Here is a 19,519-nt window from a genome sequence, read left to right as displayed (position 1 = left end):
CATCTAGAGTTCAGCTATGAATCAAGAACGTTGGCAGAGAATCACCGGAGTCCCGCTCATGATCGCCGCCGTCGTCTTCCTCGTGGCCTACGCCTGGGAGGTCATCGGCAACCTCAGCGGCACTGCCGCCGCGGCAGCGGAACTTGTCATTACGGCCACGTGGGCGGCCTTCGTGCTCGACTACGCGGTCAACCTGCTCCTGGCACCGCGGCGATGGGTGTGGTTCCGTGGGCACATCTTCGACCTCCTGGTTGTGGTGCTTCCCCTCCTCCGGCCACTTCGCCTGCTGCGGCTGGTCACCTTGCTGAGCGTGCTGCAGAGAACGGCCGGCGCGGCCTTCCGCGAGCGGGTGGTCATGTACGTGATCGGGGCATCCGCCCTGCTCGTCTTCGTGGCCTCGCTGGCCGTGCTTGATGCCGAACGGTCGGCGCAGGGAGCATCGATCACGACCTTCTGGGACGCGCTGTGGTGGGCCTTCGTGTCGATCACCACCGTGGGGTACGGCGATTTCGCCCCGGTCACGGCGATGGGCCGGCTGATCGCGGGCGGGTTGATGCTCGGGGGAGTCGCGCTTCTTGGCGTGGTGACGGCGACACTTGCGTCCTGGATTGTGGAACAGGTGGCGAAACAAGAGGAAGACGCCCGGGTCGCTACCCGCGGTGAGATCCGGGCGCTGAGCCGCCAGATCGAGCAGCTGCAGGCGACCTTGGACAGCAAAGCCCCCTGAGGTGGAGATGTAAGGGGTGCCGGCGCCCTATCGGAGTCGGCCGGGCCCCGGATACCGTGCCGGTATGCGCGAGACACCGGATGCGGCGGTGGCGGATGACCGTCGGCGACGGGACGTGCCCACCGGGGTGGTCATGGTGGGTATGGCGGCGATCGCCTGGTGGCCGGCGTTCACCCTCGGCGCCTGGGGCGAGATCTTCTTCGACGACATCCTCGCGTTGTGGGCCGCATCCGCTGCTGCGCTGGTGTTCGTGCTCGTTGAACGTCGTCCATTGCGCGGGAGGCTCGGACGAGCGGCTCTGCTGTTGCTGCCCTCGGTTTGGCTGCTGCTCAGCTTCGTTGCCCACGATGCCGTGACGGACCTCGGCATCGCCCTCCTCGACTTGGCGGCGTTCGCGGCGGTGGTCATCGGCATCCCTTTCACGCTGTGGGTGCTGGTGCAGATCGTCTGGCCCGACTTCGCCGTCGGCACCCCGCGTCGGTCGAAGTGGCTCATCGTGGTCGTGGTGCTCGCTGTTGTGATCGCGTCATACCTCCTGGGCCTGAACCAGGCACGGTTCCTCACCTGCGAGGACTTCTCGATCAGCGGGAATGCACCACCGGCCGGGTGCAGCCCGGCGAACAACGGGTGACGGTTGAACGCATGGCAGCGCTTGTGCTGCAAGGCACGGGTGAGATGCCGACGGTTGCGCAGCGAGTGTGGCGCCGCATCCGTGGGGTGGTCCGGTCTGGACGGGCTCGACCGGCGGTGGGGCTCGACCGTCGCCGAGGTACGGGCGCAGACGAGCTCGGTGTGTGATCATCGACCTATGACCGCAACCACAGAGCATCCCGTCGCCATGCGCGCGACCGGGTTCATCGGCGAATCGCGCTGGCGTCGCCAGCCGGTGGCCCGGGTGCGGTACGACGCCTGCTGGGCGGATGACCGCGTCGAGTTCGACGTGAACCTCACGGATGTGATGTTGCGTGGGTGGCCGGCAGGCCTGAAGCCCATCGTCGACAGCGTGCACGCCAACTGCCCCGAGGTGGGAACCGGCCGGTGGGTGAACGGGTTCGCCGCGGTCGTCGACGGCCCGGAGGCGGAGAACCCGAACCCACCCGGCCCCCGCAGCGGCTGGCCCGGCCGGAGCGGTGTCGCCCGACACTGGCCCGGCCCTCGGGCGCGCTTGGCGTGGCGGCTAATCCTCGGGGTGGTGGCGCTCGGCGCCGGTCTTCTGCTGATCACCGGGCCAGTCCGCGATAGTGTTCTCGCCAGCGTCGGTGCGTTCTGCGCCGTCGGCGGGTTGGTGATACTGGCCGGCGCGGTGCCGCGCCGGTTCCGCTGGTGGTGAGGGAAGCGGTCCCACCTCGCGAGGGCGCTTCCGGCGAGGCGAGAGTTGAGACCAGCTGGGCGCGCTCCAAGGAGTGCGCAGAGACGTGATCGCATGTCCTGGTGCGGGGATGTCTCAGCACCTTGTCTGGAGCGTGACAGCCTTAGGGGCTCGACGGGGTGATCGGGTCGCTGACTGGTGTCGGGAGCGGTTGCACCTGCCCAAGCTGCAGTGTCGTGCTGTCCGCCACCGTCAGTGCGGCGAGAGCATCCCGCACACCGGGCTTTGTCTTGTGGCAGGCGTCGACGGGGTAATGCGCGTTGATTGCCCGGCCGGCAGCGTCGACAAGCCAGAGCGGTGGCACCAGTTCCAGGTTCTCCGTGCACGCGACGTTCGAGTCCTCATCGTCGGGCTCGGCCAGGGCGGCGAGAAGGGGAGCGAGGTCGCCCGCGAAAGTCACCGCGGTGACGCTGAACCCCTGGCCGTCGCCGATGTCGGCCGTCACGTCGCAGCGCACGGCCGTGGCGGGCGAGAAGCCCTCTGGCACACGGCCGGCTTTCGGCGCGTATGGATGCTCCGGGTCGGGCGTGCTCCTGGAGTGACGCGGGAGCGCCCAATCAATCAGATTCGGGGCCAGGCAGTCGTGGGAGTCGACGATCTGCGCGGGATCCGCCTCTTTGGCGTTGCCGCCCGGAATACTGGCGCATCCGCTCACCAGCACGCACACTGCGGCGGCGCCGAGCAGCGCAGCGGCGTGGGCGGAGACTCGGGCTGTTCGGGGCATGAACCGCATGGCACCATCTTGCCCGAGGTGGAAGGGTCCGGGGCCTGCAGGCCGTGACTGCACCTCCTGTAGGCGACTGCGCCCGCTATAGCGGGCGCGGTCGCCGTTAAGAGGTGCAGTGAGAGAAGCGCGGCGTACTGAGCGCTTCGCTGAGGGCGGCCCTGTTTTTCGGCGCGGGCTGAGGGCCTCGCAGCAGGCCACTTGGTGCGTCGGCGCGGGGCGTTAGCGAGTCCGCGCGGGCGCGCGCCTGCCACCGCGCGTTTCTCTCGCGGGCGGTCGTAATCCGGGATTGCTCGTTCCGGGCCGCCATCCGTGAATGAGGATTTCTCTTGACTCCCCGAACCTTAACCGGTTTAGTTGAGGCATGACGAACAACGATGTCCGATCAAGTCCCTGTCCATCCACTCACTCGCGGGCGGGCCGGCTCGCCCTGGCCGCGACCCTGTCGGTCGCCCTGGTGGGCACCGGCGCGCTGGGGCTGGCCCCCGCGTCGGCGGTCACCAGCACCGCGAGCACACCCGCGTCGGGGGTGCCGGCGGCCGACGCATCCGCCCCTCTGACTAATCTCAGCCACCTCAACTTTCTGCTCGACGAGGTGCCGCTGCCGGTGATCGACGGGCACACCACCTACCAGGCCGCGGAGAACCCCGTGGTGGAAGCGCCCTGGACCTACGCCGACAAGAACGATGACGGCAGCTACACGCCGATCGGTGGCGGCGACCTCGACCCGGTCACCGGGTATTACACGCAGGGCGCGTTCAACGCCGACGACACGGCCCGCGCGGCCGTGGTCTACCTGCGGCACTGGCAGCAGACCGGCGATACCTCGAGCCGCGACCACGCGTTCCAGACGCTGCGCTCGCTCACCTACCTGCAGACCACCGAGGGGCCCAACGCCGGCAATGTGGTGCTCTGGCAGCAGATCGACGGCACGCTCAACCCCAGCGCCGAACCGGTGGAGCTGCCCGACCCCAGCGACTCGGCCGAGTCCTACTGGCTGGCCCGCACGGTGTGGGCGCTCGGTGAGGGCTACGCCGCGTTCGCCGACGAGGACCCGGCATTCGCCGCGTTCCTGCAGGACCGCCTGACCCTCAGCCTGGCCGCCCTCAACGCCGGTTCGCTCGGCGACTATCCGAGTTACGACGTCGCGGACGGCGATCAGGTGCCCGGCTGGCTGATCGCCGACGGGGCGGATGCGTCGGCCGAGGCCGTGCTCGGCCTCGCCGCGTACGTGCAGGCCGGCCCGACCGGACCCACGGCTGACACCGCCGAGACCGCGCTGGCCCAGCTCAGCGAGGGCATCGCGGCGATGTCCACGGTCGAGGGCGCCAGCGGCGACTGGCCGTTCGGCGCGATCATGCCCTGGACGCACTCGCCCAGCCTGTGGCACGCCTGGGGCGGGATGGCCCCGGCGGCTGTCGCGGTCGCATCCGAGGTTCTCGACGACCCGGCCCTGCTCACCGCCGCGGTGCAGGACACCGCCCAGTTCACCCCGCAGCTGCTCGCCGCGGGCGGACCGGACAACGCCTGGTCGCCGACCCCCGGCGAGGCACAGATCGCGTACGGCGTCGACTCCCGGCTGCAGAGCCTGGTGGCCACCGCTGACGTGGCCGACGCTCCCGGGCTGCTCAACGTGGCGGCGATCACCGCCGGCTGGTACTTCGGTGCCAACCGCAGCGGCCAGCCCGCCTACGACCCGGCCACGGGAACCGCGATCGACGGCATCGAACGCGACGGCCGGGTGAACACCAACTCCGGTGCCGAATCGACCATCCACGCGCTGCTGTCGATGATCACGCTCGACGCCCACCCTGACCTCAAGGCCGCGGCCCTGGGCGTCACCAGCACCGTGGCCACCCACGGGCTGAGCGTGGTCGAGGCGGAGTCGGGCTCGATCACGGGCGGCACCGTCGTTACGCCGGAGTCCTCGTGGACCGGCGAGGCCAACTGGTCCGGCGGCGCGTATGTCGACCTCGCTGCGGGCGGCACGCTGCGCATCACCGTGCCGGCCGATGACCAGGCCCGCCGGGTGCATCCGATCGTGAACCAGGTCGTCGACCCGTCCGGGACCACCACCTGGACCACCGGCACCGGCAAGCCGGGCAAGGGCCCGGGCAAGTCCGGCACCGGCAAGCCCGGCCACGGCGCTGTTACGCTCGGCACCACCGCCAACGGTGGCGCCGGCGAGCAGGGCGTCACCGAGGCGCCCGGTCAGCTGCTGCCGCTCCCGCTGACGAGCACGCTGCCGGGCAAGGCGACCCAGGTGATCGGCACGACGGATGCCGCGGCGCAGCTCGACGCGCTGCTCATCCAGCCGCTCATCTCCACGGTGGCCGTGACCGGGCCCGCCGGTGACTCGGCGCTCTTCGTGAGCGCCGACACGGCCGATGCGCAGCGCCGCATCGACGTGCCCCGTGGGCAGCAGCTCGTGCAGGAGGCGTTCGACGCCACCGGCCAGCCGGTCGCGGACTCGCACAAGGGCAAGGGCGACGCCCGCAGCGGCAAGGTGTTCATCGCCGCCGGCGGGTTCACCCAGGTGTGGTTCGAGGCCAAGAAGTAGGCATGTGCCGACGAGGTGCCCCGGGTCGCGCGGTTCGCGCACCCGGGGCATTTTCGTCGTTGCGGCGCTCGGGCTCGGGCTCGGGCGCGGGCTCGGAGTTGCGATGCGCGGGTCAGGCGCCGCTTCGCGGGCGGCGGGCCACTCGCGAAGCGGCGCGCTGCCCGCGGAACGCCCGAAACAGGCGCGGGGCACCCCTTCGGCGGGCCCAATCACGCAGGATAGAAGGCATGGCTCACCGTCAACACGCATCCGCCTCATCTGGCCCCGACGGCGACCGGGCCGACAAGACCTGCGCCTCGTGCGGCCGGCGCATCGAGTGGCGTGCGAAATGGGCCAAGAACTGGGCGGCCGTGAAGTACTGCTCCGACGCGTGCCGCGCCCACCGGGTCGACGACACCGACCTGCGGCTGGAAGAGACCATCGAGACCCTGCTCGCAGCGCGGGCGGCGGATGCCACGATCTGCCCGTCCGACGCCGCCCGAGCGATCGGCGGTGACGAGTGGCGCGACCTGATGGAGCCGGCCCGCCGCGCCGCCCGCCGCATGGTCGCCCGCGGTGACCTGCAGATCACCCAGGGCGGCTCGGTGGTGGACCCCTCGACAGCCAAGGGCCCGATCCGGTTGCGCCGGCCGCGTTAGGGCGCATCCGGCTGGGCTGTCGCCGCGCGACGGTACCGACTGAGTCAGCCGATCCTCCAATGGCTGGATGCGCCCGCCATGTCGAGCACATCCAGCCACCAGGGGTGTACTGAGTCTGGGTCGCGCCGGGAGATGGCGCGGTCTCGGGAGCTGCCTGAGCTGCCGCCCGTTGGCCCCGCCGCGCTAGATGCCGGCGCGGTCGAACGCCTGCAACAGCGGGCCGACGATTGTGTCGTCCCGCGGCCCGTACCCGGAGCCCGGAGCTATGATTTCGCCATGAGTTCGTCAGGCAGCATTATCGACGCGCGGGCCCGAGCTGGTCTCTCGCAGAGCCAGCTGGCCCGGCGTGCCGGTGTGCCGCAGCCCAACCTCTCCGCCTGTGAGGCCGGCCGGGTTCAGCCGCGGCCCGAGACCCTCGCTCGCATCCTCGCCGCGACGGTGCCGTTGTGAGCGACCGGAGCCAGGGGAGCGACACCCGATGACCCACGAATTCGACCGCACGGATGCGCTGCTGGCCGACATCCGGGACCTCGTGCGCCACGCCAACCTCATCACCGCGCGCGGCCGGGACGTGTTCTTCGACCGAGGCGACCGCACCCAACAGCTGGCCGCGAAGGCCATTGTGATCGATCTGCAGACCGCCGTGGAGCGGTTGCCCGAGGGGTACCGGGACCTGCACCCGGAGGTGGCCTGGAACGAGCTGCGCGCTATGGGTGACTACCTCGCGCGCGACGCGAACACGGACTACCAGATCGTGTGGAACGCCCTCGTCGCGGACCTTCCCAGGCTTCTGGTGCAACTTGGCATCGCTTAGAGAAGCAGCCAGTGAAATGGCGTGCGGGCCATAGAGTGACGAATGCCCATTCGTTCGGATGCGGTGAAGCCTGAACCAAAGGATCCCCATGGAAACCGCTGCCATCACGACTTGGACTTTTGTTTCGGAAATTCCGATCCCGGCCGACGTCGAACCGATGCTCGTTCCCGGGGAAAGGGCGGTCGCCGCGTACAAGACCTTCCGCGACAGTGCGGTCTTCACAACCAAGCGCCTCATCGTGCGCGATGCCCAGGGGATCACCGGTAAGAAGGTCGAGATGTACTCGCTGCCCTACTCCAGCGTGAACATGTGGTCGTCGGAGAACGCCGGAACGCTTGACATCAACGCCGAGATCGAGTTGTGGACCCGCGCCGGTCACATCAAGATCAAGGTCGGCAAGGCCGTCGACGTCCGGGCACTTGATCGCCTCATCACCCACGCCGTGCTTGGGGCTGAGCTGGCAACCGTCTAGACACCGGGCAATCGCACCGCGCCTCTTACCGTGGCCACGTCGCTCCGTTCGACGGCTCACGAGTGTTGCCGCGGCTTGGGTGCGCCTCGGGTGGCTGGATGATGCCGCTATAGGGGGCTCATCCAGCCACAGGCGATGCACCCAGGCCCCGCCCCCAGCCCATTCAGGCCGCGGCCCGCCCGAAAGTTAGAGGTCGTGCTCCGAACGCCTCGGGCGTACCGTTAAGGCATGGCTGAGATCGCAGAGCCTGAGTCGCCGGTCGCACAGGACGACCACCGATTCTTCGGTCAGCCGCGGGCGCTGGCCAGCATCTTCGGTGTCGAGATGTGGGAGCGCTTCTCGTTCTACGGGATGCAGGGCATCCTGCTGCTCTACCTGTACTACTCGGCCCAAGAGGGCGGTCTTGGCATCCCGCAGGCCACGGCGGCGGGCGTCGTGGGCGCGTACGGGGGAGCGGTGTACCTCTCCACGATTCTCGGCGCCTGGATCGCCGACCGGCTGGCCGGCTCCGAGCGGGTGCTCTTCTTCAGCGCCGTCATCATCATGTGCGGGCACATCGCCCTCGCCCTGATTCCGGATGTCGCGGGCGTCGTGGTTGGCCTCATCCTGGTGGCGTTCGGCAGTGGCGGTCTCAAGGCCAATGCCACCTCCGTGGTGGGCACGCTGTACCGGAAGGACGATCCCCGGCGCGACGCTGGGTTCTCGCTGTTCTACCTCGGCATCAACCTGGGCGCGTTCTTCGGCCCACTGCTCACCGGGCTGCTGCAGACCACCCTCGGCTTCCACTACGGCTTCGGCCTGGCCGCCGTGGGCATGGCGATCGGCCTCACCCAGTACTCCTTCGGCCGCAAGCGGCTGCCGGCCGTGTCCCGCGAGGTGCCCGACCCGCTGCCGCACCGCCGGTACCTGCCGTACTCCGCCATCGCGGCCGGCGGCATCCTGCTCATCGTGGTGCTCGTGGCCACCGGGGTGATCACCGCGTCGAACCTGGTGACCATCGTCATCGGGGTGACGATCGTGGCCTCCGTCACGTACTTCGTCGTGATCCTCAGCAACCGGCACATCTCCACGGTGGAGCGGCACCGGGTGTACGCGTTCATCCCGCTGTTCATCGCGAGTGCGGCGTTCTGGTCGCTGTACCAGCAGCAGTTCACCGTGGTGACGATCTACTCGGACGAGCGACTGAACCGCAACCTGTTCGGCTGGGAGATGCCGGTGCCCTGGGTGCAGTCGATCAACCCGGTCTTCATCATCGTTCTGTCGGGGGTGTTCGCCGCGCTCTGGACCCGTTGGGGTGCGAAGCAGCCCTCCACGCCGGTGAAGTTCGCCTTCGGCACGGGCATCATGGGCGTGGCGTTCCTGTTGTTCCTGCCGTTCGCCGGGGAGCGGCGAATTCCACCCCGTTGCTCGCACTGATCGGCATCCTGCTGGTCTTCACGATCGCCGAGCTGCTGCTGTCGCCGGTGGGCCTGTCGGTGTCGACCAAGCTCGCACCCGAGCTGTTCAAAACGCAGATGGTGGCGTTGTTCTTCCTCTCGGTGGCCCTCGGCACCGCGGTCTCCGGGGTGCTGGCCGAGTGGTACGCCACGGCGCCCGAGCAGCTGTACTTCGGTGTTCTCGGCGGCATCGCCATCGTGCTGGGCGTCATCCTGGGGGTGTTCACCCGGCCGATTCTGCGGCTGATGAGCGGGGTTCGGTAGACGCGATCGGGCGTCTCGGCGGTGGGCGAGTGCAATTCGAAGGGAGCCCAGCGGAGTAACGTCGAAACAATGACAAAGATCGCGGTGCCTGATCCGGGCAAAATCCAGGACGACCACCGCTTCTTCGGACAGCCTCGGGCGCTGGCCAGCATCTTCGGCGTGGAGATGTGGGAGCGCTTCTCCTTCTACGGGATGCAGGGCATCCTGCTGTTGTACTTGTACTACTCGGCAGCGGATGGCGGCCTGGATATCCCGCAGACCACGGCGGCGGGCATCGTCGGCGCGTACGGCGGCGCGGTGTACCTCTCCACCATCCTGGGCGCCTGGGTCGCCGACCGGCTGGCCGGCTCCGAGCGGGTGCTCTACGCCAGCGCGGTGATCATCATGATCGGGCACATCGCCCTTGCGCTGATCCCCGGCGTCGCCGGAGTCGTCGTCGGCCTTATCCTGATCGCGCTGGGCAGCGGTGGCCTCAAGGCCAACGCCACCTCCGTGGTCGGCTCGCTGTACCGCAAGGACGATCCCCGGCGCGACGCCGGCTTCTCTCTGTTCTACCTCGGCATCAACCTGGGCGCGTTCTTCGGCCCGATCCTCACCGGGCTGCTGCAGTCCACCATCGGCTTCCACTTCGGATTCGGTCTGGCCGCCGTGGGCATGGCGATCGGTCTGGTGCAGTACTCGTTCGGGCGCAAGGGTCTGCCCGACTCGTCCCGCGAGGTGCCCGACCCGCTGCCGCGCAGCGAGTACCGGCGTTACCTGCTGATCGCCGCCGCGGCCATCGTGCTCATCGTGGTGCTGGTGCTCACCGGTGTCATCACCGCGGCGAACCTGGTGACCATCGTCATCGGCGTGACGATTGTGGCATCCGTGGCTTACTTCATCGTGATCCTTCGCAACCGGCAGATCTCCACGGTGGAACGCAAGCGCGTCTACGCGTTCATCCCGCTGTTCATCGCCAGTGTGGCGTTCTGGTCGCTCTACCAGCAGCAGTTCACCGTCGTGACGATCTACTCCGACGTGCGCCTGGACCGGGGACTCTTCGGCTGGGAGATGCCGGTGTCCTGGGTGCAGTCGATCAACCCGATCTTCATCATCGTGCTGTCGGGCGTGTTCGCCATGCTCTGGACCAAGTGGGGCGCCAAGCAGCCTTCCACCCCGGTGAAGTTCGCGTTTGGCACTGCGATCATGGGCCTCGCCTTCCTGGCGTTCCTGCCGTTCGCCGGGGGAGCAGCGAACTCGACGCCGCTGCTGGCGATGGTGGCGATTTTGCTGGTCTTCACCGTGGCCGAGCTGCTGCTCTCGCCGGTGGGGCTGTCGGTGTCCACGAAGCTGGCGCCCGAGCTGTTCAAGACCCAGATGGTGGCCCTGTTCTTCCTCTCGGTGGCCCTCGGATCCGCCATCTCCGGTCTGCTGGCGCAGTGGTACGCCGTCGCTCCCGAGCAGCTCTACTTCGGCGTGCTCGGCGGCATCGCGATCGTGCTCGGGCTGGTCCTGGCGGTCTTCGCCAAGCCGATTCTGCGGCTGATGGACGGCGTGCGCTAGCGCGAGCACAACACCTGCATTTCGGGGCGGCGGCCGGCGGATGCCGCGCCATTCCGGGCATCCGCTGGTCGCGACCTGAACATTGCAGGAGTTATGCCCTGACCGGGGCTATGAGCGGGATCGGCAGGGTGCCGGGGCGGTCGGCGGAGCTGTGAGACTTCACAGGAAAGCCCAACTGTGCCAGACTGGGCGACCTCTCGTCCCCCAATTGGGGGCATAGCTGTGCCCGAACGCCGGGAATCCGACCTTAAGGACTCAATGACTGATCAGACTTTTCAGCTTGTCGCGATTGTTTTGTACTTCGCCGGGATGCTCGCCATCGGCTACTTCGCCTTCAGGCAGACCAAGGATCTCGACGACTACATGCTCGCCGGCCGTGGCCTCAAGCCCGGCACCGCGGCGCTGAGCGCCGGCGCCTCCGACATGTCCGGCTGGCTGCTGCTGGGCCTGCCCGGCGCCATCTACGTGTCCGGCCTCGTGGAGGCCTGGATCGCCATCGGCCTGACCATCGGCGCCTGGCTGAACTGGAAGTTCGTCGCCCCGCGGCTGCGCTCGTACACCCACGTGTCGAACAACTCCATCACCCTGCCGAGCTTCTTCGAGAACCGGCTCAAGGACTCGTCGCGGCTGCTGCGCGTGGTCTCGGGCCTGATCATCCTTGTGTTCTTCACGTTCTACGTCTCCTCCGGCATGGTCGCCGGCGGGGTGTTCTTCGAGAACTCGTTCGGCTCCACCTTCCTCGTCGGCATGCTCATCGTCGCCGGCGTCACCCTGCTCTACACACTCTTCGGCGGCTTCCTCGGCGCCACCCTCACCGATGTCGCGCAAGGCCTGCTCATGCTCGCCGCGCTCATCGTGGTGCCCGTGGTCGCCCTCACCAAGACCGGTGGCCTCGGCGCCACCATCGATTCGATCCGCGAGGTCAACCCCGACCTGCTCTCGCTCACCGCCGGCGGTTCCGTCCTCGGCGTCATCTCCGCCGCCGCGTGGGGCCTGGGCTACGTGGGCCAGCCGCACATCCTCGTGCGCTTCATGGCGCTGCGCAGCCCGCAAGATGCCAAGGCCGGCCGCCGCATCGGCATCGGCTGGATGATCCTCACCGCGCTCGGCGCCGTCGCCACCGCGCTGATCGGCATCGCGTACTTCCAGCAGAACCCCGACGTCACCCTGAACAACCCGGAGACCGTGTTCCTGCTGCTCTCGCAGATCCTGTTCCACCCGTTCGTTGCCGGTCTGGTGCTGGCCGCGGTGCTCGCCGCCATCATGAGCACCATCTCGTCGCAGCTGATCGTGTGCTCGTCGGCGCTGGTGGAGGACCTCTACAAGATCGTCGGCAAGAAGGATGCGAGCCCCAAGCAGATGGTGATGCTCGGCCGCCTCGGCGTGCTGCTCGTGGCCCTCGTGGCCGGGCTGATCGCGCTCAACCGCGACGCCACCATCCTCGAGCTCGTCGGCTTCGCCTGGGCCGGCTTCGGCGCGGCCTTCGGTCCCGTCGTGCTGCTCTCGCTGTACTGGAAGAAGCTCTCCACCTGGGGTGCCCTGGCCGGTATGGTCACCGGTGCGGTCGTCGTGTTCATCTGGGGCAACTCCCCGCTCAGCGCCACGATGTACGAGATCGTGCCCGGCTTCGCGGCCAGCCTGCTCGTGACGGTGGTGGTCTCCCTGTTCACCTACAAGCCGTCCACCGAGATCGAGACCGAGTTCGACGCCGCCGCGGCGCAGGCCCGGCAGGACTACACCGAGCCCGAGAAGGCCGCGGTCTAGTCCCAACTGCGTGCCCGGGCGCCGCGTCCCCGTGCGCGTCGCTCGGTGACGGATGCGTGGCCCGGGTCCGCGCGGAATGCGCGGGCCCGGCCGAAGCTGGACGGGATACGCGGGCCGGGCGCCGCTGAGCTGGTGGCACGCCACCAGCTCAGCGGCGCCTGACCCGCGCGCCGTGAAAACGCGGGTTACGCGGCAGCCTGATCCTGGTCATCCGTGGCGCGCAGCGGCTCAAGCGCCTTCGACCAGGCGACGACCTGGTCGAGCATGGTGTCGACCTGGGGGAGCAGGTAGTCGCTCGGCTTGAAGACCGAGTAGTTCTCGAACTCCGTGGCCAGCGAAATGGCCACCTGGCCGCGCACGGTCGCCAGCTGCAGCTCGGAGGCGACGAGCCGCAGGTGCTCCACGGCCCGGGCCCCGCCGACGCCGCCGTAGCTCACGAACGCGGCGGCCTTGTTGTTCCACTCCGTGTAGAGGTAGTCCAGCGCGTTCTTCAGCACCCCGGAGGTGGAGTGGTTGTACTCGGGCGTCACGAAGACGTAACCGTCGAACTCGGCGATCTTGGCCGACCACGCCTTGGTGTGGTCGTTCGAGTAGACACCCATCGCCGGCGACCCCGGCTCGTCGAAGTGCGGCAGCGGGAAGTCGGCGAGGTCGACGAGCTCGAATTCGGCGTCGCTGCGGCGTGCGGCGATGCCCTGCACCCACTTGGCGACGGCTTCACCGTTGCGTCCGGGGCGGGTGCTGCCGAGAATGATGGCGATCTTGGTCACGGGTTCTTCTCCTTGGGAACTATTTGTGCGTAACGCACGTTGGCAGTACTGGGAAGCGGTTCTGCCGCGGTTTTAGTCCCGCACCGAGTCCCGCACTTTGAGGTGCGTGACGCACACGAAGGGAAGAAATCCGGGATGACAGCGCTGCCCGCTGAAACCAATTTCACGCTCGACCCCGATGCGGATGCCCTGTGCCGGGAACCGAGTTCCCGCGCCCTGGTGCGAGACGTCTTCTCACTGACCAGCGACAAGTGGTCCATGAGTGTGATCCGCGCCCTCGCTGCGGGACCGGTGCGGTTCACCCACCTCATGGCAGACATCCCGGGCATTTCGCACCGGATGCTGACGCGCACGCTGCGCGCGTTGGAGCGCGACGGTCTGGTCTCGCGCACGAGCTATCCCGAATCGCCGCCGCGGGTGGAATACGAGCTCACCACGCTGGGCACCACCCTGAGCGAACCCGTGCGGGCGTTCATCGACTGGACGCAGCGGCACCGGGCCGAGATCGAAGAGAGCCGCGCTCGATTCGACGGCTGAGCGCCTCCGGCCGGCTCGTACCAGGTCGGTCGACGGCGCACGGGCATTTCGGCTTCGTTGGATTCGTCGATAGGTTGGCCCCATGTACAGCGTATTGGGGATACTTATCTACCTGCTCGTCGTCGCGCTTGCCGCATTTGCTCTGTTCTGGGTGATCAGGCTCGGTGTGCGTTTCGGCATGCGGGATCACGCCAAGTGGGCGCAAGCCGGGGCGGCCCGCCCGCCCGAGTAACCACGACCGAGTCCACGGTCGGGGCCGCTGACGTCAGCGCAGCGAGCGTTTGGTCCACTCCACGACCAGGGCGAACACCGGCGTCGCGAACACCGCGAACACGATGAGGTTCACGACCACGCTGCCCCAGAAGGCCCGCCGGAAGCTGACCTTCTGCGTCTTGTGCCGCAGGGTTTGCTGGGCGACGATGGCGCCCGGCCAGCCGCCCACGACGCCCCAGAGGAGCAGCGTCGTCTCCGAGATGCGCCAGCGGCCCGCGCCGGCGGCGGACTTGTCGGCCGCGTAGAAGACGAAACAGACGATGCTCGCCACGAGGTAGATGCCGGCCACCCACAGCGGGATCGGCCACAGTGCGTTGACCACGAGATAGCCCAGCACGAAGAGCAGAATCGGCAGGTACAGGGCGGCGCCAGACCGCTTGCGCGAGGCCGGGCGCTGCGCGGACGACGGCATCCGCTGACCGGCGGGGCGCCCCCGCTGGCCGGTCGGCTGCTCGCGCTGGCCCGCCGGACGCACCCGTGTGGCCTTGCTCTTGCCGCCGGGCTCGTGTTCGACCTCGAAGGTGAGCGCCTCACCGAGCTGCGGCCGGGTCGGCCGGGCCGGGAAGGCCTTGATGTGCACGAAGGTCTTGCCGGTGCCCTCGCTGGGGGTGATGAAGCCGAAGCCTCGATCGTCGTCCCAGGACGTCAGCGTGCCGTGCATGCGCGCAGTTCGGGAACCCATGGATCGAGCGTAACCGTCGCAGGCGCCCGGCCCTTGCCCTCGGGACCGGACTGGGTATCAATCGGTTACATCGGTGCGGGATTCGAAGACGACGAGGTCGGGAGCTACACATGGTGGGAAAAGGCACACAGGAGGCGGCGAAAGGTCGCGGCGGCGCGGAACAACGGCGGGCCTCGGCGTCGGGCGCACCCGCGAGCGACCCGGCGAAGATTCGCAACGTGGCGCTGGTGGGCCGGTCGGGCGCCGGCAAGACCCTGCTCACCGAAGCACTGCTCATGGCCACCGGCGCCATCACCCGACTGGGCTCGATCGAGGCCGGCAGCACGGTGAGCGACTCGGACCCGTCCGAGGTGCGCCAGCAGCGCTCGGTGGCCCTTTCGGTCGTGCCGCTGACGGTGGGCGACCTGAAGGTGAACCTGCTCGACACCCCGGGCTACGCCGACTTCATCGGCGAGATGCGGGCCGGGTTGCGGGCGGCGGATGCGGCGCTGTTCGTGGTCTCCGCGGTGGACGGTGTCGACGCGGCCACCACGGCCCTCTGGGCGGAGTGCGAGCGGATCGGGATGCCGCGGGCCGTCGTGATCAGCCGGGTGGACCATCCGCGGGCCGGGTACGACGCGGTGCTCGCGGCCTGCCGGGAGAACTTCGGCACCGGGGTGTTGCCCCTGTATGTGCCGGTGCGAAGCGGCGGTGCCATCACCGGGCTGCTGGGGCTGCTGAGCGGCACCGTCTCGGAGGCCGGGGCCGCGGCCGCCCCGCGCCCGGCGACGGAGGCCGAGCTCCTCGACTCGGAGGCGGCGCGGTCGACCCTGATCGAGGGCATCATCGCCGAGAGCGAAGACGAGACCCTGCTCGACCGGTACCTCGGCGGCGCCGACATCGCCCTCGACACCCTGACTGCCGACCTGGAGATCGCGGTGGCCCGCGGCTCGTTCTATCCGGTGCTGGCAACCTCCGCCGAGACCGGGGTGGGCCTGGCCGAACTGCTGGAGCTGCTCACCGGGGCGTTCCCGTCGCCGCTGGAACGCTTGCTGCCGCCGGTGACCGGGCTGGCCGGCGAGCTCGTGGGGCCGCTGGCTTGCGACCCGGCCGGCCCGCTGGTGGGCGAGGTGGTGCGCACCACCATCGACTCGTTCCTCGGCCGGGTCTGCCTGGTGCGCCTCTTCTCCGGCACCCTGCGGGAAGACAGCATCGTGCACATCGGCGGGCACGGGCTCGCCGACCGCGGGCATCAGGACCACGACAGCGACGAACGGGTCACACACCTGCAGTCCCCGCTCGGGGCGACCCTGCGGCCGGTGCCGTTCAGCGTGGCGGGCGACATCTGCGCGCTCACCCGGCTCACGGATGCCGAGACCGGCGACACGGTCTCCGACCGGGAGCATCCGTTGCTCGTGCAGGCGTGGGAGATGCCGGAGCCGCTGATGCCCGTGGCCGTGCAGGGCGAGGCGCACAGCGACGAGGATGCGCTCGCCAAGAACCTCGGCAAGGTCGCCGCTGTCGACCCGACCCTCCGGGTGGAGCGGAACGCCGAAACCCATCAGCTGGTGCTCTGGTGCATGGGCGAGGCGCACGCCGAGGTGGTGCTCGACCGACTGCGCGCCCAGGGTGTGCATGTGCAGACGGTGGACGTGATCACGCCGCTGCGGGAGACCTTCGCCACGCCGGTCGCCGCCCGCGGCCGGTATGTGAAGCAGTCCGGCGGGCACGGCCAGTTCGGCATCTGCGACATCGAGGTGGAGCCGCTCGAGCGCGGCGCCGGCTTCGAGTTCGTGAACAAGGTGGTCGGCGGGGTGGTGCCCGGCCACTACATCGAATCGGTGGAGAAGGGTGTGCGGGCGCAGATGGCCCGCGGCGTTGCGGCGGCGTTCCCGGTTGTGGACATCCGGGTGACCCTGGTGGGCGGCAAGGCGCACAGCGTCGACTCGTCGGATGCGGCGTTCCAGTCCGCCGGAGCCCTCGCGTTGCGGGAGGCCGCCGCGGCGGGCCGGATCCAGTTGTTGGAACCCGTCTCGGCGGTGACGATCACCGTGCCCGACGCCTACGTGGGCCCGGTGATGACCGACCTCTCCACCCGCCGCGGCCACATGACCGGCACGACCTCGGTGGCGGAGGAGAGCTCGAACCCGGGCGCGGACGAGCGCACCGAGATCAACGCCGAGATCCCGGATGCCGAGCTGCTCCGCTACGCCATCGAGCTGCGGGCCCTCACCGCGGGAAGCGGCACGTTCAGGCGGCGCTACCTGCGGCACGAGCCGGTGCCGGCCAAGGTGGCGTCGGCGGCGGTGCACGCCTGACCGGGGGTCCGCGCCGGGAGTGAGGGCGGGCATCCGCGGCGAGCCAACCGGCCCGCGCGGTACGCGGGTGCGGCGCCGTTGCGCGGGTGAGTTGGCCGGGCTGCGGCCCGGTCGCGCGGTACGCGGGTGGGGCGCCGCTGCGCGGGTGGCGTGCCTGGGGCGGAGCGGCGCGTGGCCCGCGTCGCGCGCGGGAGCCTCTCAGGCAGAATGCACGCCGCGCGGAGTACCGTTGAGAGATGACCGAGCAGCAGCCCTACGATGTCGCCCAGACCTACGAAGACTTCGAGGTGCGCCGCTACCCCGCGCACGTTCTGGCCGAGGTCGTCGTGGACGGGGCGTTCGAGGACGCCGGCAATCGCGCATTCCGGTACCTGTTCAACTACATCAGCGGGGAGAACGTGACCCGCACCAAGGTCGCGATGACGGCTCCGGTGGTGCAGGATGCCGCCTCGACGAAGATCGCGATGACGGCCCCCGTCGTGCAGCAGCCCGGCGACGCCGCCGACGGTAGCCACCGCGTCGCCTTCGTGTTGCCCGCCGGGCTCACTGAAGACACCGCGCCGCGCCCGATCAGCCCTGAGGTGCACTTGCGCACGGTACCCGAGAGCACAGTGGCGGCCATCCGCTACCGGGGACGCTGGACCGAGGACGGCTACGCCCGGCACCTGGAAGAACTGCGCACGGCTCTCGGCGCTGCCGGCCTCACGGCGACGGGCAAGCCACGGTTTGCCCGGTTCGACCCGCCCTTCAAACCCGCATTCCTGCGGCGCAACGAAGTACTGCTCGATCTCGCCGACGCCTAGTAGCCGGCGCACCGGTCTCAGCGGAACGAGACGGAATCGGGCCTGGCCCAGACGACGACGAGCGCGGTGGCGATCGGGCCGAGCAGGAGTCCCAGCAGGAACCAGACCCAGCGCCGGCGTCCCTTCGTCTCGGCCAGGCCGGCGGTGACGATCGCCAGAGCGAACCACCAGCCGCTGTTCTCGTATACGACGGTTGTGTTGTCCATCCCGGCAGGTTAGCGGGTCGTGGGGCCGGATGAAGTGCCCTGCCACCGGGTTGTTCGCTGGGGAGCTGGTCCTCATTTAGGGGGACTTACAGGCGCGCGACGGTGCCATACGGTGGGAACCCAGGGAATTCTTTCGGGGAGATACAAATGGGGCGTGCGTCACGTTCTTCGTCATCGCGGTCGATGACGAAGGGGGCTACGACGCGTCCCCGAGGGGTCTCGACAGGCTCGACCAGCGCGGTGCGAGGGGTCTCGACAGGCTCGACCAGCGTGGCGGGCTGGGTCTCGACAGGCTCCACCGCCGCGTGGGGAGGGGTCTCGACAGGCTCGACCAGCGCGTGGGGAGGGGTCTCGACAGGCTCGACCAGCGTGGCGGGCGGGGTCTCGACCGGCTTGACCAGCGCGCGGCACCGGGCCAAGAGCACGCAGATGTACAGCAGGGAAACGACGGGCGAACAGTCGCCCGATCGGTCGGGGACGGGATCCACCCCGCCCTAACGTGAAGTGACGATTGCCGACACGCAGATACGGCCGGTGAGCGCCCTCGGCGTTTTCGCGGCCTGGACAAGGACGAGAACAATGCACAGACGCACCTTCAAGACAGCCACCGTGGCCACCCTCATTCTCAGCACCATGGTTCTGGCATCGTGCGCCTCGGCGGACGCCGGATCCGGCGGCGGCGACGCCGACGGCACCCTGATCGTCTACACCAACTCCAACGGCGACGGCCGCGGCGAGTGGGTCACCGCGCAGGCCAAGGAAGCCGGCATCGACATCGAGATCGTGGGTCTGGGCGGTGCCGACCTGGCCAACCGCATCGTGGCCGAGAAGAACAACCCGGTCGGGGACGTGGTGTTCGGGCTGAACAACATGTTCTTCGAGACCCTCAAGGCCGAAGACGCCGTGACCGCCTACGAACCGGCCTGGGCCGGCGAAGTCGACCAGGCATCCGGTGACCCGGAAGACGGCGTTTTCTGGCCGCTCGTGGAGCAGGCCATCGTGACCGTCTACGACACCAACATCGTCACCGACGCGCCCGACGAGATGTCCGACCTGTGGGAAGACGCCGCCTACGACGGTCGCTACGAAGTGAACACCGTGCTCGGTCAGGCCACCCCGCAGCTGGTGCTCGCCGGCCTGCTCGCCCCGTACCTCGATGAGAAGGGTGACCTCGGCGTCTCCGACAAGGGCTGGGAGCAGGTGGAGGCCTACTTCGCCCACGGGTCGCCCGCCGAGGAAGGCACCGACCTGTACGCCCGCCTCACCCGCGGCGACGTGGACTTCGGTGTGCTGCCCTCCAGCGGCATCACCAGCCGTGACGCCGAGTACGGCACCACGACCGGCGTGATCAGCCCGGCGGATGGCGTGCCCTACGTGACCGAGCAGATCGGCGTCATCGCCGGCACCCCACGCGAGGCCAAGGCCGAGGAGTTCATCGACTGGTTCGGCAGCGCAGAGACCCAGGGCGCGTTTGCGGCCGAGTTCTCCTCCTACCCGGTCAACGAGAAGGCCCGCGCCCAGGCGCTGCCCGCGGTCGTGGAGCTGATCGAATCGCTGCCCAAGCAGGACATCGACTTCGCGCTCACCCGCGAGAACATCGGCGCCTGGGTCGAGAAGACCGAACTCGAATACCTGCCGTAA

The 19,519-nt window shown here is 68.9% G+C and carries 20 protein-coding genes and 1 pseudogene; 16 read left to right on the top strand and 5 right to left on the bottom strand.

The annotated features are described in order from the left end of the window. The first annotated feature begins 16 nt into the window (after positions 1 to 16). From PA27867_RS12970 to PA27867_RS12960, 3 genes are all read left to right on the top strand, one after another. Positions 17 to 727, top strand: coding sequence for a potassium channel family protein (locus PA27867_RS12970; protein ID WP_066596969.1), 711 nt, complete (start codon positions 17 to 19; stop codon positions 725 to 727). A gap of 64 nt (positions 728 to 791) precedes the next feature. Next, complete coding sequence (locus tag PA27867_RS12965) at positions 792 to 1,358, top strand: hypothetical protein (protein WP_084021128.1); 567 nt, start codon at positions 792 to 794, stop codon at positions 1,356 to 1,358. Between the two features lie 177 nt (positions 1,359 to 1,535). Beyond that, positions 1,536 to 2,057, top strand: a complete 522-nt coding sequence (locus PA27867_RS12960) for a hypothetical protein (protein ID WP_066596968.1) — start codon at positions 1,536 to 1,538, stop codon at positions 2,055 to 2,057. A 142-nt stretch (positions 2,058 to 2,199) separates the two neighbouring features. On the opposite strand, the gene PA27867_RS12955 is transcribed toward PA27867_RS12960, so the two are convergent. After that, positions 2,200 to 2,820 (bottom strand): hypothetical protein, encoded by a 621-nt coding sequence (locus PA27867_RS12955; RefSeq protein WP_157109219.1) that lies wholly within the window; start codon positions 2,818 to 2,820, stop codon positions 2,200 to 2,202. A 364-nt stretch (positions 2,821 to 3,184) separates the two neighbouring features. Here PA27867_RS12955 and PA27867_RS12950 point away from each other — a divergent pair, with 364 nt between their 5' ends. The 8 genes and pseudogenes from PA27867_RS12950 (at position 3,185) to putP (ending at position 12,310) form a co-directional block, all read left to right on the top strand. After that, positions 3,185 to 5,380: a hypothetical protein gene (locus PA27867_RS12950; protein WP_208857257.1), complete on the top strand. Its 2,196-nt coding sequence runs from the start codon at positions 3,185 to 3,187 to the stop codon at positions 5,378 to 5,380. Between the two features lie 227 nt (positions 5,381 to 5,607). Continuing rightward, on the top strand, positions 5,608 to 6,018 hold the full coding sequence (locus PA27867_RS12945) for a DUF2256 and DUF3253 domain-containing protein (RefSeq protein ID WP_066596966.1): 411 nt from the start codon (positions 5,608 to 5,610) through the stop codon (positions 6,016 to 6,018). A gap of 276 nt (positions 6,019 to 6,294) precedes the next feature. Continuing rightward, positions 6,295 to 6,468: a helix-turn-helix domain-containing protein gene (locus PA27867_RS20280; RefSeq protein WP_084021424.1), complete on the top strand. Its 174-nt coding sequence runs from the start codon at positions 6,295 to 6,297 to the stop codon at positions 6,466 to 6,468. A 28-nt stretch (positions 6,469 to 6,496) separates the two neighbouring features. Then, positions 6,497 to 6,832 (top strand): DUF86 domain-containing protein, encoded by a 336-nt coding sequence (locus tag PA27867_RS12935; protein WP_066596964.1) that lies wholly within the window; start codon positions 6,497 to 6,499, stop codon positions 6,830 to 6,832. An 88-nt stretch (positions 6,833 to 6,920) separates the two neighbouring features. Further along, entirely contained in the window at positions 6,921 to 7,304 is a 384-nt protein-coding gene (locus PA27867_RS12930) for a PH domain-containing protein (RefSeq protein WP_066596960.1), read from the top strand. Between the two features lie 228 nt (positions 7,305 to 7,532). Further along, positions 7,533 to 9,004 (top strand): annotated as a pseudogene (locus tag PA27867_RS12925) (peptide MFS transporter). 69 nt (positions 9,005 to 9,073) lie between these two features. Next, the gene (locus PA27867_RS12920; RefSeq protein WP_066596956.1) at positions 9,074 to 10,546 is read left to right on the top strand and encodes a peptide MFS transporter; all 1,473 of its coding nucleotides are present in this window, start codon (positions 9,074 to 9,076) and stop codon (positions 10,544 to 10,546) included. Positions 10,547 to 10,804: 258 nt separating this feature from the next. Further along, complete coding sequence (gene putP / locus PA27867_RS12915; protein ID WP_066596955.1) at positions 10,805 to 12,310, top strand: sodium/proline symporter PutP; 1,506 nt, start codon at positions 10,805 to 10,807, stop codon at positions 12,308 to 12,310. A 185-nt stretch (positions 12,311 to 12,495) separates the two neighbouring features. On the opposite strand, the gene PA27867_RS12910 is transcribed toward putP, so the two are convergent. Beyond that, complete coding sequence (locus PA27867_RS12910; protein WP_066596954.1) at positions 12,496 to 13,080, bottom strand: NADPH-dependent FMN reductase; 585 nt, start codon at positions 13,078 to 13,080, stop codon at positions 12,496 to 12,498. A gap of 135 nt (positions 13,081 to 13,215) precedes the next feature. On the opposite strand from PA27867_RS12910, the gene PA27867_RS12905 reads away from it, so the two are divergent. Together PA27867_RS12905 and PA27867_RS20675 are read left to right on the top strand one after the other, a co-directional pair. Beyond that, positions 13,216 to 13,617, top strand: a complete 402-nt coding sequence (locus tag PA27867_RS12905) for a winged helix-turn-helix transcriptional regulator (RefSeq protein ID WP_084021126.1) — start codon at positions 13,216 to 13,218, stop codon at positions 13,615 to 13,617. Positions 13,618 to 13,699: 82 nt separating this feature from the next. Beyond that, the gene (locus tag PA27867_RS20675) at positions 13,700 to 13,849 is read left to right on the top strand and encodes a hypothetical protein (RefSeq protein ID WP_157109218.1); all 150 of its coding nucleotides are present in this window, start codon (positions 13,700 to 13,702) and stop codon (positions 13,847 to 13,849) included. Positions 13,850 to 13,882: 33 nt separating this feature from the next. Here the strand turns inward: PA27867_RS20675 and PA27867_RS12900 are convergent, their stop codons facing one another. After that, positions 13,883 to 14,572, bottom strand: coding sequence for a DUF1294 domain-containing protein (locus PA27867_RS12900; RefSeq protein WP_066596953.1), 690 nt, complete (start codon positions 14,570 to 14,572; stop codon positions 13,883 to 13,885). Between the two features lie 110 nt (positions 14,573 to 14,682). Here PA27867_RS12900 and PA27867_RS12895 point away from each other — a divergent pair, with 110 nt between their 5' ends. Next, positions 14,683 to 16,869 carry an elongation factor G-like protein EF-G2 gene (locus tag PA27867_RS12895; protein WP_084021124.1) on the top strand — a complete coding sequence of 729 codons (2,187 nt, stop codon included), beginning with the start codon at positions 14,683 to 14,685 and terminating at the stop codon, positions 16,867 to 16,869. A gap of 236 nt (positions 16,870 to 17,105) precedes the next feature. Then, complete coding sequence (locus PA27867_RS12890; RefSeq protein ID WP_066596945.1) at positions 17,106 to 17,672, top strand: SOUL family heme-binding protein; 567 nt, start codon at positions 17,106 to 17,108, stop codon at positions 17,670 to 17,672. 17 nt (positions 17,673 to 17,689) lie between these two features. Here the strand turns inward: PA27867_RS12890 and PA27867_RS12885 are convergent, their stop codons facing one another. Beyond that, positions 17,690 to 17,878, bottom strand: coding sequence for a hypothetical protein (locus tag PA27867_RS12885; protein ID WP_066596943.1), 189 nt, complete (start codon positions 17,876 to 17,878; stop codon positions 17,690 to 17,692). Between the two features lie 86 nt (positions 17,879 to 17,964). Continuing rightward, on the bottom strand, positions 17,965 to 18,366 hold the full coding sequence (locus PA27867_RS12880) for a hypothetical protein (protein ID WP_066596941.1): 402 nt from the start codon (positions 18,364 to 18,366) through the stop codon (positions 17,965 to 17,967). Positions 18,367 to 18,511: 145 nt separating this feature from the next. Between PA27867_RS12880 and PA27867_RS12875 the strand changes: the two genes are divergently transcribed. Beyond that, positions 18,512 to 19,519, top strand: coding sequence for an extracellular solute-binding protein (locus PA27867_RS12875; protein WP_420480700.1), 1,008 nt, complete (start codon positions 18,512 to 18,514; stop codon positions 19,517 to 19,519).

Source organism: Cryobacterium arcticum (assembly GCF_001679725.1).
Lineage (GTDB): Bacteria > Actinomycetota > Actinomycetes > Actinomycetales > Microbacteriaceae > Cryobacterium > Cryobacterium arcticum_A.
Note: the sequence above shows the minus strand (reverse complement) of the source record. Positions and strands in the feature narration are given on the sequence as shown.